General features: G+C 38.1%; 13 protein-coding genes. 3 read left to right on the forward strand and 10 right to left on the reverse strand.

Translation table 11 applies throughout. The features are described 5' to 3' along the window. Nucleotides 1–47: 47 nt before the first annotated feature. The 5 genes from PH210_RS09120 to PH210_RS09140 form a co-directional block, all read right to left on the reverse strand. Nucleotides 48–527: a GlcG/HbpS family heme-binding protein gene (locus PH210_RS09120; protein ID WP_289984775.1), complete on the reverse strand. Its 480-nt coding sequence runs from the start codon at nucleotides 525–527 to the stop codon at nucleotides 48–50. 14 nt (nucleotides 528–541) lie between these two features. After that, nucleotides 542–2,044, reverse strand: a complete 1,503-nt coding sequence (locus PH210_RS09125; protein ID WP_289984776.1) for an aldehyde dehydrogenase family protein — start codon at nucleotides 2,042–2,044, stop codon at nucleotides 542–544. A gap of 98 nt (nucleotides 2,045–2,142) precedes the next feature. Next, nucleotides 2,143–2,874: an iron-containing redox enzyme family protein gene (locus tag PH210_RS09130; RefSeq protein WP_223590582.1), complete on the reverse strand. Its 732-nt coding sequence runs from the start codon at nucleotides 2,872–2,874 to the stop codon at nucleotides 2,143–2,145. 235 nt (nucleotides 2,875–3,109) lie between these two features. Then, a complete protein-coding gene (locus PH210_RS09135) occupies nucleotides 3,110–3,880 on the reverse strand; it encodes a creatininase family protein (protein WP_289984777.1) in 771 nt (256 codons plus the stop codon). Nucleotides 3,881–3,940: 60 nt separating this feature from the next. After that, complete coding sequence (locus PH210_RS09140) at nucleotides 3,941–4,273, reverse strand: 2Fe-2S iron-sulfur cluster-binding protein (protein ID WP_289984779.1); 333 nt, start codon at nucleotides 4,271–4,273, stop codon at nucleotides 3,941–3,943. A 185-nt stretch (nucleotides 4,274–4,458) separates the two neighbouring features. On the opposite strand from PH210_RS09140, the gene PH210_RS09145 reads away from it, so the two are divergent. Continuing rightward, a complete protein-coding gene (locus PH210_RS09145) occupies nucleotides 4,459–4,803 on the forward strand; it encodes a hypothetical protein (RefSeq protein ID WP_289984781.1) in 345 nt (114 codons plus the stop codon). 382 nt (nucleotides 4,804–5,185) lie between these two features. Beyond that, complete coding sequence (locus tag PH210_RS09150; protein WP_289984783.1) at nucleotides 5,186–6,568, forward strand: hypothetical protein; 1,383 nt, start codon at nucleotides 5,186–5,188, stop codon at nucleotides 6,566–6,568. A 194-nt stretch (nucleotides 6,569–6,762) separates the two neighbouring features. Here PH210_RS09150 and PH210_RS09155 read toward each other — a convergent pair whose 3' ends face one another. After that, nucleotides 6,763–7,452: an NAD(P)-binding domain-containing protein gene (locus tag PH210_RS09155; protein ID WP_289984784.1), complete on the reverse strand. Its 690-nt coding sequence runs from the start codon at nucleotides 7,450–7,452 to the stop codon at nucleotides 6,763–6,765. Between the two features lie 119 nt (nucleotides 7,453–7,571). Next, nucleotides 7,572–9,020 carry a hypothetical protein gene (locus PH210_RS09160; RefSeq protein ID WP_289984786.1) on the reverse strand — a complete coding sequence of 483 codons (1,449 nt, stop codon included), beginning with the start codon at nucleotides 9,018–9,020 and terminating at the stop codon, nucleotides 7,572–7,574. A 572-nt stretch (nucleotides 9,021–9,592) separates the two neighbouring features. Between PH210_RS09160 and nadX the strand changes: the two genes are divergently transcribed. Continuing rightward, nucleotides 9,593–10,399, forward strand: coding sequence for an aspartate dehydrogenase (gene nadX / locus PH210_RS09165; RefSeq protein ID WP_289984788.1), 807 nt, complete (start codon nucleotides 9,593–9,595; stop codon nucleotides 10,397–10,399). Nucleotides 10,400–10,453: 54 nt separating this feature from the next. Here the strand turns inward: nadX and PH210_RS09170 are convergent, their stop codons facing one another. The 3 genes from PH210_RS09170 to PH210_RS09180 all read right to left on the reverse strand — a co-directional run bounded on the left by PH210_RS09170 (nucleotide 10,454) and on the right by PH210_RS09180 (nucleotide 12,553). Beyond that, nucleotides 10,454–11,137 (reverse strand): GntR family transcriptional regulator, encoded by a 684-nt coding sequence (locus PH210_RS09170; protein WP_289984790.1) that lies wholly within the window; start codon nucleotides 11,135–11,137, stop codon nucleotides 10,454–10,456. Nucleotides 11,138–11,217: 80 nt separating this feature from the next. Continuing rightward, nucleotides 11,218–11,838 carry a spore protease YyaC gene (gene yyaC / locus PH210_RS09175; protein WP_289984791.1) on the reverse strand — a complete coding sequence of 207 codons (621 nt, stop codon included), beginning with the start codon at nucleotides 11,836–11,838 and terminating at the stop codon, nucleotides 11,218–11,220. Nucleotides 11,839–12,055: 217 nt separating this feature from the next. Then, nucleotides 12,056–12,553 (reverse strand): hypothetical protein, encoded by a 498-nt coding sequence (locus PH210_RS09180; protein ID WP_289984792.1) that lies wholly within the window; start codon nucleotides 12,551–12,553, stop codon nucleotides 12,056–12,058. Nucleotides 12,554–12,621: the final 68 nt, after the last annotated feature.

Consider the following 12,621-nt stretch of genomic DNA (forward strand, 5'->3'; position numbering starts at 1 on the left):
ATGGACCCCATTCTGTCTATAAGACAATGAATGGGGTCCAGCTTCCATTATTTTTTTATATCAGCTTCAGTAACGACCTCAAGGCCCTCACCTTCCACAAACTTTTGCAGTGCTGTTAATGCAGCAGTCCCAACGGCTGTATCTTGTTCCCCGTTTCCGCCGCTGACACCAATTCCCCCGACCACTTCACCATTTACCACAATCGGGAAGCCGCCAACAAAGATAGCAAATTTGCCGGGAAGCATTTGATTAATACCAAATGCTTCGTTTCCAGGGAGTGCAGGTCCATTTGGTTCTTTGTTAAATAAATGGGTGGACCGCTTATGACCCGAAGCCGTATAAGCTTTCGCAATCGCGATTTCTGGACCAGTGATGCGTGCACCATTCATTCGTTCCAGCGCAATCAGGTTCCCTCCATCATCAACAATAGCAATGGTCTCAAGCACATTGATTTCCTCTGATTTTTTCTTAGCCGCCTCAATCATGATTTTTGCTTCTTCTAATTCTAATTTTAATGCTGTTTTCATGGATGAATCTCTCCTTAATAGCCAATATAGACTGTTTTTAATTGGGTAAAGAACTCTAAACCGACTCTTCCAGATTCACGGAAGGTGGAAGTGCTTGATTTTTTCAGACCGCCAAAAGGTGCGTTCATTAAGTTGCCCGTTGTCGTTCGGTTTACCTTAACCGTTCCTGCCTGAATATCCTTAGTAAATTGGTTAGCAACTTTTAAATTATTGGTGACGATGGAAGCAGATAAACCATACTCAACATCATTCGCAATGGCGATGGCTTCTTCATATGTATCTACTTCTATCACAGCAATAACAGGACCAAAAATTTCTTCTTTGGCAATCCGAGAATCCGGATTTACATTCGTGAAAATCGCTGGCTGAACAAAGTATCCTTTTTGGTACTCTGCATCTGTTAAGGCATTCCCGCCAAAGGCCAATGTGGCACCATCTTCTTTACCATATTGAATATACTTTAGGACATTATTGAACTGTTTTTCATTGGCAAGTGGACCAATTTTTACGCCTTTTTCAAATCCATTTCCAATTTTAAGAGCGCTGGTTTTTTCTATAAGCTTTTGAACAAATGCCTCTTTCACTTCTTTTAAAACGATCACACGGCTTGTTCCAGTACACGCTTGCCCGGTTATGGAAAAGCCTCCGTTTACAGCCAAGCTTGCGGCCAAATCAAGATCTGCATCCTGCATAACGATGAGCGGATTCTTCCCCCCGAGCTCCATTTGGGTGCGGGTTGTAAAAGATGCTTTTCGATGAATATCTTCCCCAGCACTAGTAGATCCGGTAAAAGTGACTGCCCTTACAGCCGAATGAGTTACCAATAAATCGCCCACATCGGAAGCTTTTCCTGTTACAAAGTTAATGACGCCTTTTGGAATCCCTGCTTGATATAGAGCTTCAACTAATCTGAATGCAATTAGTGGTGTATCTGACGAAGGTTTGAATACCACAGTATTTCCAGTAATTAAAGCAGGTGCTATTTTTCTGGCTGGAATCGAAAGGGGAAAATTCCAAGGAGTTATGACACTCACCACTCCAAGCGGCTCTCTTTCCGTCGATACCTTCATATTTGGATCATCATTTGGGAAAGTTTCGCCCGTAAAAGTCTGCCCTTCCACTGCATAAAACCGGAGCGTTTGCGCCGAGCGAAGGACCTCATTTTTAGCATCATCAATGTGTTTTCCTTCTTCGCGTGTCAACTCTTCGGCTACCTTAGCGGCATTTTGTTCCAGAATGCTGGCAGCCTGATTTAAAATCGCTGCACGTTTAGATGGTGCTGTTTGGGACCATGCCGGAAAGGCTTTTTGTGCTGCCTCAATCGCCAAACGGACGTCCTGTTCATTTGAAGCTTGGAAAACCCCCACAATTTCAGCTTTATTTGCGGGGTTTACACTATTAAACGTCTTATGGCTAACAGATTCCTGCCACTCGCCATCTATTAAATTATTGAATGTTTCTATTTTAGTAGTTAACACATTTATCACCATCATTTCTTTATAAAAAATAGCCGCCATTTAAACCTTAAACTGCAAGATTAAATAGGGCGGCTTGTAAAGGAAGCGGATTCAAAAATGGCCTTTTGAATCCATATTATTATTAACTAGCTTTAAGATTATTTTGCTTCTACTAAAGCTCCCAAATCCTGCTCTAAGTACTCTCTCCATAATCCATCCATATACATGCGGCGCATTTTTGCTCCTGTTCTAACTACTTCTAGACAGCGTTGCTGTAATTCTGGAGTATCGGCATGATCAAGAACGATTTTGTAACCACGCTCACCATGGATTTCATCAGAAACGATGTGTAAATCGAAGAATTCAATTTCTTCATCCGTAAATCCATATTGTTCACGTAATGCAGGAGTTTGCTTCCGATAAATGTCAGGTACTTGAGATTCTAATCCTACTACTAAAGCAGCTGTTGCAACTACGAAATTTTCACGAGCAGCAACCGCGAAACACCAGCTTTGAAGCCCAAGTGTGGTTGGAGCCATATTTTGTGGATTAATCACTCGTTCACGCGTTGTGCCACAAGCTTCGGCAAAACGAATCAGCAAATCAGTATGGCGGTCAGCTGCGATTTCTTCTTCATACATGTTTTGCAATGTGAAATCCTTTGCCGCTTCAAATTTTGGATCGGTTGGAGTATTGTGATAGATATACGCTAGGTAATCTGCGAAAGGTCCAACATAGTGGTAGTGGTTTTCAGCCCATCTAGCAAAGTGTTTTCTTTCTAATTTTCCTTCAGCCCATGCTAATGTAAAAGGAGCCTTTTGGCTATGATTTCCTTTAATAGCTTCTTCCAGTTGTTTGCGAAATTCGTCTTTTGAAAGTAATTCTGTCAATGTAATCTCCTCCTCAAAATTTATGTAGCTGACCAAGTTGATCTTGGTATTTGATATTTTGTATACCAAATGAGTTTAAAAATAAAAGATTGTCAGATATTATCTAGCATTCTGTCGGTTTTTTTCTTATTTGGTATACCTTAATTAAATAGTAACCTATTTATTTTCGTTTGTAAATATAATTTTTAGAATTTTTAAAAGATTATTATAATCTGATAATTAGTGGGTGCCTGATCTAATAAGGCGTTTCTACTTCTATCTTTAATAATTTGTATAGCTCTTTCGAAAGGTTCTCCAATGATTCTTCGACAATTTGCCGGCCAATTTCCCAGCTGGCTTTTGTCGCATCACCGATACAGCCATTTTGTGTCATTTCTTCATAATAATAAAATCCTTGGATGGCATTACCCGGTCTAAGCTGCTTCCATCTTCCCTGCTCCTGAATATCCCCTTTTTCTAGTAACTCAGGCCGGACAAGCTCTGGAGCCAGATATAAGGCTTCAGAAACCTCTCGCTCACAGCTGTGGCCAAACAAATTGGAAGTAACAAAATTCTTTATCGATTGTTTAGCAGATGCTGTTGTTTTTGCATAATAAATTTCAACATCTAGTTCTTTAGTTAAGGTCATCGATGCCACATTTAGTGTAGATTGGTTGCCGCCGTGTGAATTTAATAATAAAACCTTCTCAATTCCATGATGTTTTAATGATGAGATCATATCATTTAAAATTGCTATTAAGGTATTGGGCTGCAAAGATATGGTTCCCGGAAAATTTAAGTGATGCTGGGATACACCCATATTTATGGTTGGAGTGACGATGCAAAAAGGAAACATTTTCTCTCCAAGCTTTTTAGCCATCCTTTCTGCTAAAACGGCATCACAGCTTTCTGCCATATGAGGACCATGCTGTTCATGGGCGCCGATTGGAATAATGGCAAACTTCACGGTTTTTAATGCTTCTTTTACCTCGTTCCAGGTCATCCTGGTTAGGTCGTAACAATCCATAATAAATCACCTGCAATTAGTTTTTTTGTATATTGTATACCTAAAAAACGAAATAAAAAATTATTTTACTTGGATAGCCGATTGTTTCTTCGGAACCGAAACCTCAATATTTTCTTGAGAGATTTCAATATCATGCTGAATCGTTAGCTGACAAGTCAACCTGTATCCTTCATTTACCTTATCTCCAAGCATTTTTTCTTCCTTCCAGTTCGGTGGCGCTAAGTCTTCTGCACCCTCGATCACAACGCACGTACATTTTGTACAGCGCCCCATTCCACAGCCGTATTTTAACTTTGGTAATTGGCGTGTGGCTGCAAGCACTACTAAGTTGGCATTCTCTTTCACTTCTTGTTCAACGGTTGTTCCATCAACATGGAGGATCACTTTTGGCATAAAACTTCCCCTTCCCGTTTATTCTAAAAATTTTGACTCTTTTCTGAAGTATACAATCTTTTGATTTAAGAAGCAAACTAGTTTTTTAATTATTTTAATATTTAGAATATACTGTTGAATATTTTATTAACTTCAGATAAAATACAAATAAGTAGTTTGGTATACAATGTTCAATAAAAAAAGGAGTGTTCAAATTGGGAAAATTTATTGTGCTAACGAATAAAGAATCCTTTCAAACAATTTTAGAAAATGATGGTCTAGAGCCAGTTGAAACGTATCACTTCTATTTCTTTAATCAATTACGGGCTAAATATACGATTGCGAAGGTTCTTGATGAAAGCGCTAAAATCCAATTATTTGAAAATTTTGAAGGAAAAGAATATGTCAATCATATCGCAGTAAAGTTTTTTGAGAGGTTTGAAACAATCGAAGCGGCACGTGAGGAATTAAATGAGATCGTGAAAGCATCTGGAAACAGTGAGGATTCAGTTAATTCCAAGCTGATCAAATCCGATGAAGTAGCGGTATAAATTTCTGACATGACGCTTCATGTACAAGTCCGGAGAGAATATAACGTCTCTCCGGTTTTTATATTATTAAAAAGCAGAAAAAAACCGCCGCAATAGAGCGACGGCTTTTCCATAATGCGTTAAAACTTAAGTATTTTTCTTAGTGAAGCTAATTTTTTCTCAGCTTTTTCAGCAGATTTTTTTGAGTTAAATAGAATGTTTAACATGTTAATTCCCCCTAATTTATATGTTATTTATTAATTTAATTTTATAATGCAGTGAAAAAAATTACAACAATATTGTATACCAAATACCAAATTTTTATTAAAATACGGCTGAATTGTGTCTATTTTAAACCTGCTTTCAACATTTGGTATACCGTATTTTGAGTAAGGGTGTTGATATGCTAAGATTTATGTTTTTTTTAGTAATTTTATTATATTTACTCTCCGTGCTTTTCCCACAGCTGGATATTGGGGTTGTCTTATCCGTTTTAAGTCTTATCATCGTTCTTTGTACTCTATTCCAAGCAAAACGATTTGTTCAAATTTTAGGAAGTACCTTTTTAATCCTGGGATTGATCTTATTATGGACAAGCGGTGCCAGATGGCAGGAATATATCCTATCCTTTGGTCCCATGCTCGACTTGCTGACGATGTTTACCTTAGTTCCAATCTTAGGAATCCCCATTAAACTTGGCGGTTACAGCGGCGGCATTCAAACGATGATTCAAAAGAGGGTAAAAACATCCGGACAGCTTTATATGATTACTTCCGGTTTTTCTTACTTTTTTAGTATTTTTATGAATCTTGCAACATTGCCGATGACTTATTACTCGATCCGGCCATCTTTAGATGTCATACCAGTACAAAGTAAAGAACGGTTTATGAGCCGCGCGATTACCCGGGGGTTTGCCATGCCGTTACTTTGGGCCCCTGTAACCCCCATTGTCGGGATTGTTATTACAATGACGGGAGTCAGCTGGGTTTCGATTCTTCCTTATGTGATTCCTCTTAGTATTGTAGGGATGGGAATGGATTGGTACCTGGGGGCGCGCAAATCAAAAGTAATGATCAAAACCCAGAAAGACCTCTCTGTCCATGAAACGGCTGCCGCCTTAGTGCCAAGGCAAATCGACCGTTCACGAAGGGTCTTTCAAATATTACTAGCAATCGTACTATTTAATCTCGTTATTTCATTAGTAGAAAAAAAGTTTAATTATCCCTTCTTAACACTCGTTTCATTAATGGTTATCCCCTTTTCCTTTACATGGTCTTTATGCTTAAAGCAAGGAAAAGAGTTTGGTGCCCATTTATTAAAACATTTTCAATCGTTTTCAGTAGGTATGAAGGATCAATTCTTTATTTATTTATCAGCTGGCTTTTTTATCTCGACCATCAATGTTTCTCATACAAATGAATGGTTGGACCGCTTGGTAATACAGTTTATTCATGTGGCGGGTGTAGAAATCTTTTTGATTTTGCTGCCACTGATTCCTTTAGGTTTTGCTTTTCTCGGACTACATCCAGCTGTGTCCCTTGCATTAATGACCGAAGGACTCAATCCTGCGGTAATCGGTATCTCACCGCATATATTAACCGTTGCCATGTTAGCGGGGGCGGTTTCATCCTTTCTTGTGGGACCGTATAATGCCACACTAGGGCTCATGTCCAACATTGTGAAGGAAAGTTCCTATAAGGTATCAAATTGGAATTTATCCTTTGCCGGCCTTTATATCGGCTGTGTGATGGTGTACCTATTTGTCCTACAATTGTTCTTTTCTTAAGGCTATTTTCGCATAAATTGTTGTTTTTCGTATAAGTTTATCAACCGTATAACTAGAAGCGTCGTGGCATCTTTTCGTAAGAGCATTTGCGAAAATTGCCCAGAAACTTAGTAAATGAATGTTATTAAGTTCCATAAGCAATAAAGTTTACGAAAAGAGCCTTTCCTAAATAATCAATAATAAGAAAGGAGGAGTCAATCTAGATTGACTCCTCCTTTCTCTGCCTGCACCTCTTTTACAATATCCATTGCAAAATGGCCAAGATTTCCTTCACTATAACTACGCATAACTTCAGGGGCTAAGGAAGTTAAGGCCCGCTTAACATATTCAGGGGAAATGCCTCTATCTGAAAAATCCTTTTCAATTTCGATAGCAGCTTTAATAGCATAGTAGGTTGCAAGTTTATTGACCTCAGATAAACAATCCTCACGATCCAATTTTACCTTCCCTAACGAATGATAAAGGTCCTCTATTTCCGGTGGTAATGGGGATTCTGTAATAAACAAGCCATTGCCATGTTCTAATAAATCTTTCCAATGCCCCATAAATTTCACTCCTTGAATGTTTAAGCTTGGAAAGTTTGATTTAATTTCGTTAGTTTGAAGGGCAGTTGCCATATTAATTATTGTGGTTGACCCTTTAATCCTTATGCTTGAAATAAAAGGAATAACCCTCAATGCAGGTAACGCTAATACTAGCACATCTAAATTACTTAATTCTTCCTTTGATAAACAATATCCATTTTGAAACTGCTGAACAAAATCTTCAGCCTTCTTTTTCACAGGGTGATAAATACCTATAGGACTACTGCTTCGATGCCAGTGCGCCATCATTGCAGTCCCAAGTTTTCCAATCCCGACCAAACCTGCTTTCATGGGTTTCATCCTTTCTTCCTTCAATGCCTGCCATTCCATCCTCATTCTATTCACAAATATACCAAACATGCGAAAAAAAGGGCTGCCAAAAATCAGTGTTTAACTGACTCTTGGAAGGCCCTTAAAAACTACCAAATTATGACTGCTAAAATAGTGGCTAGGAGAAGTCCCGATATTACAGGTATGAAGTTTTTCCTCGCCAGTTCAAGCGGTGATACTTGTAAGAAGCCTGCTACGGCCACAAGGGATGACCAAGCAATCAATGTTCCCCCGCCGCTCCAAACTGCCCCCATTTGACCAATAGCGGCCATAACTGAAGGGTCGATGTGACTTCCTGGGGCAATTGCTCCAGACAATGCACCTGTTAAAGGAAGTCCAGCAAATCCAGAGCCATCTAACCCCGTAATGATACCAACTATTAAAATACTAATCGCTGCAAAAAATGGGCTATGCGGGATATAATTTTGTCCTGCTTGGATTAAATCAAATAGAAATGCCGGCTTTGCTGCCTTATCACCTAATGACAGGATAGCCCCTGAAAAATCTCCGCTTCCCATAAAGAAGTAACCAGCAATCGGAATGACAGGTGCCATGGCCTTAAAAGCGAACACAAAACCTTCAGTGATATGTTCACTTATTTTATCAAGTGCATGAATTCGGTTAAAGGCAATAGTAGCTAAGACTAATAGAATAGTAGCAACACCGCCAATGAAAGCGGCACCGTCCCCGCCTTCAAAGCCAGATCCACCGCCAATTTTTGTCTGGAACATAAAAATCATAACAGCTAACATGGCTAAAGGTACAATGACAGCGAAAACTTTTCCCCATGTTGCTTTTCTTTGAACGAGATCAGCAGTCTCTTCTGCAGTCGCAGCAAGTTCTTCGGCCACATTAAAAAATGCTTTTTCTTCAGTATTAACGTTACTGCCAGAACCAGATTTCTTAGTAATCGCCTTTCGATGTGTGACATACACAATCGCTAAAGCGCTAAATCCTGTAATTAAAGAAAGAATGAATGCCTTATCTGATACGGCAGCTTTATCAATACCCGCTGCTTTTGCACTTAGCATTGGCGCTACTTGCATGATATAGTCTGAGGAAAGAGCCATCCCTTGACCCGCGATAACGATTACCATTGCGGAAGTCATAACAGGCAAACCTGCACTTACTGCTGCAGGAACTAACAAAGCACAAATTAATGGAACTGCTGGGGTTGGCCAGAAAAAGAGCGAAATTACATAGGTTGTGACCATTAATACTAAATAGGAAACATGTCCGTTTACCATGATTTTCTGAATCGGTACGACCATCCTTCTATCCGCCCCTAGATCTTTCAGAGAATTTAAGAGCCCAATCATGATCGATATGATTAAGAAAATACTAAATAGTTCCTTAGCGGCAACAAGGTTAGCATTAAAGACAGCTTGAAAGCCTGCAATTAAACTACCCTTATATACGGCTGCCACAATAAAGGTCCCAATGATTAGAGGTAATACAACACCTTTTCGGAATAGCATAATAATAATGACTGCTGCAGTGACAATTAGGTAGACCCAATGAGCTAATGTTAATTCCATATATCCCCCTCCGACTTTTAAAAAAATTTTCAGCTAAATTTGTTCAAATGTTCTGCTTGAAATTTTCTGAAAGGTGGTATGGTGAGGAGAAAGAATTCGTAAGCGCTTCCACCAAAGATGTCGTCTCTCTTCTCAATTACCTTTTAATGTTAACTGCTAGAATACTAAAAATTGCTATTGCATCAAAAAGGAAAAAATTAACGAGTAAGGCGATTTTTGTATTTTGTGGATTGTATACCGAGATAATCCAAAAAAAATATTTTGAACCTGATTTAACATATTTACCTTCAACCATAGAAAAACCGTACGAGGACAAACAAATGAATACTACCAGTAATTAATATGTAAGAATGATGTCGATCCCCCCTCATTTTCACTATACAGCCAGTGTTAACTATATAGGTTGAAAATAATATATCATTAACCACCTGGTATGTGCAACAATATTTTGAAAATTTAGACGTTTGATTATATTCTAAATTTTCCTCTTGATTTTAATCTTTTAATCCGTTAAAATGTAGAAATTAATGGTACATAGTATACCAAATAATCATTATTGAGGAGAATCAAAAATGCTGAGAGCTGGGATCATTGGCTATGGAACACTTGGAAAAAGTATTGCTGAATTTATCCATTCAGGACAGGCCGGAGATGTCATCCTGAAGTCTATTCTAGTTAGGAAACAGCCTAGTCCTTTAGATTACTTGCCAGAACACTGTACCATGACAACGGATCAAGAAGCATTTTTTAATCAAAATTTAGATATTATTATCGAAGCAGCCGGCCATAATGCGGTGAAACAATACGGTGAAAAAACTCTTTCCTCAGGTAGTGATCTAGTTCTTCTATCAGTAGGGGTATTAGCAGATAATGAATTTTATGAATCATTACAGGAAACTGCGTTAAAAAGTAAAAAACAAATAATTATTCCATCTGCCGCTATCGCTGGTTTAGATCGGATTGCTGCCGGAATATTAGGCGAGATTGATGAAATCAAACTCATTACAAGGAAGCATCCAAGAAGTTGGTATGGAACGATTGCAGAGGAAAAGGTAGATCTTGCCACCATCACTGAGCCCTATTGTATCTTTGAAGGAAATGCCAGAAATGCAGCCAAATTATTCCCTGAAAATGTAAATGTTTCAGCGGCTTTAAGTATTGCTGGAATTGGTTTCGAAAAAACGAAGGTTCAAGTATACGTGGATCCAACTATTCAATTTAATACTCACACGATCCTTGCGAAAGGCGAATTTGGACAAGTGGAAATATCCGTCCAAAACAAACCATTTACTCAAAATCCAAAATCAAGTCCAATCGTAGCAATGAGTGTGGCTAAAGTGTTAAAAAACATGACAGCACCTGCAGTTATCGGATTATAAGGAATCTTCATAACTAAAATAAAAGGAAACTCCACCAGCAGATGGAGTTTCCTTTTACCCTTTTCGCTTTTCTTTTGCTTGCTGCACTGCCTCGATATAGGCCTTTTTAGAATTTTCTATATGGATCTTTGTCAAATATTCAGCCATTTCAATTTCTTGATTAACGATGGCCTCCATTATTTTCAAGTGCTCTTCCATTGACTGTACGGCGCGGCCAGGATTTTTAAATCCTGTTTTTGCAAAAGCACTAATATAATCAGACAATCCACTTAATATCTCATAAAGCTTTGTATTTTTAGCTGAACTGTATAAAAGATGGTTCAATTCCCCGTGTAAATGTGAAAAATCAGCATCATTTTCACTTGCTAAACCTTCTTCAATCTTTTTTATATAGGTATTAAATTTACTTTTTGTTTCATCATCTAATTTTTGTGCAGCTAATTTTGCAGCTAAGACTTCTAATGAAGAGAGAATCGTAAAAACTTCAATAATTTCTTTCTCAGAAATATCAGCAACAATAACCCCTTTTCTCGGCACTGTTTTCACAAATCCCTGTGATTCCAATCTAAATAAGGCTTCCCGAATTGGCGTGCGGCTAATATTAAGTCTTTCTGCCAATTCACGTTCCACAAGCCGGTCTCCTGTTTTAAATTCACCCTCTAGGATAAGGTCTTTGATGTGGATATAGACCCGTTCCCGCAAAGAGATTAAATTTTCCTCTGTCCAATTGTTCCCCAATGTTTATCACGCTTTCTCTCTATTATAAATAATAATAATAATTATAACCGACTAGCTTCAGTTATTTCAAATAATCTGGATTAATCTTCCACCATTAATAAATTCCTAATTGACACAGATTTATCTTCTAAAACAGCTCGTGAAATAATCTTGGTCATAATTTCAGCAAGCTTTATGACCGTAAAAAGTCTCGTGCTGTTTAAGGATTGGACAGGCGAATAGGAATCGAGACTATTTACAACTGCTTTTAGATGGTAATCCCCTACCCCTGGCAATACTTTATTTAATGCGGAACCTGGTATAAGCGGACCTTTTTTCAAAATAATAGAACCAATTTGGTTTTTATCACCTAAACAGGCATCAATCCCTAAGATAAAAGGGGCAGGATGGGTCTGATTGATTTTTTTTAGAATTTTATGAATATTTAACGCGTGTACTGGCTCTTCCAATGTACCATATACAATTATGGGGAGTTTGCTTTCTTTCAACATGGAGCCGACTATGGGGCCAAGCGAGTCTCCTGTTGAACGGTCTGAACCAACGCATAAAATAATAATATCATTAGACGTGTTGTTTAGAACTTCTTTCAATTTAATGGATATTTTTTCAATTTCCTTTTCCTCTGTTACTTCTTTTACTGCTAAATAACTAGGGTTATCTTCTTCGTCCATTATTTTTTTTTTATTTACAAAAGGCCACATCACCATCAACCTCTTTCTGGCTGTTATTTGGATTCTGTTCTAAGAATCATGATGACTAACCTTGCTTTAGTCGATATACCTTTATTTTATTATAGATAGTGTTTATCCTTCTATATCTCTAGAAAAAAAAACAGCTGCTAACTCTCTTGTTCACAACTCTGTAACAATTAAAAGAGCACCCTAAACATCCATTTAAGGATGTTGAAGGCACTCCATGTTAAACCCAATTATCATCACCGTTATCCCAATTTCCAAATTCATCTTGATCTTGAAAATCATCTTGATCATTGTTATCAATATCGTCATCGCTGCCGTCTCCATCCCAATCTGACGGCTCATCCCCTCTGCCCTGTCCAATCTCCTCCTGCAGCTGGTCAATTTCATGTTCTTGAATGATATTTTGATCCATAAGTTCTTGCATGATTTCATGATCTTGTAATTGCTGTAACGCATGATATTGATCAAATCCAATTCTGCCCTGATTAAACAAATAAGTCAATAACGCCCCTGCTGCCATTCCTCCGGCAAATGACCCTATTCCGCCAAATCCACTATGCCCTGGACCAAAATTTCCACGCGGTTCATAATAGTCCCTTCTAGGTTCATTATAATTCCTTCTTGGCTCATAAACCTGTGGACGATTTCGGTGGGTAAGCGGGCGAATAATTAGAAAATAGACCAAAAATATAATAATTACAATCCCGATAAAAGCCATTCTTATTCATCCCTTTTATAATTAATTACCTTAATAAACTTTACATAAAAGGAGAATTTCATTCAAGA

Origin of the sequence: Paenibacillus sp. BSR1-1 (assembly GCF_030403775.1) — a bacterium.
In the GTDB taxonomy this organism is placed as follows: Bacteria; Bacillota; Bacilli; order Bacillales; family Cytobacillaceae; genus Neobacillus.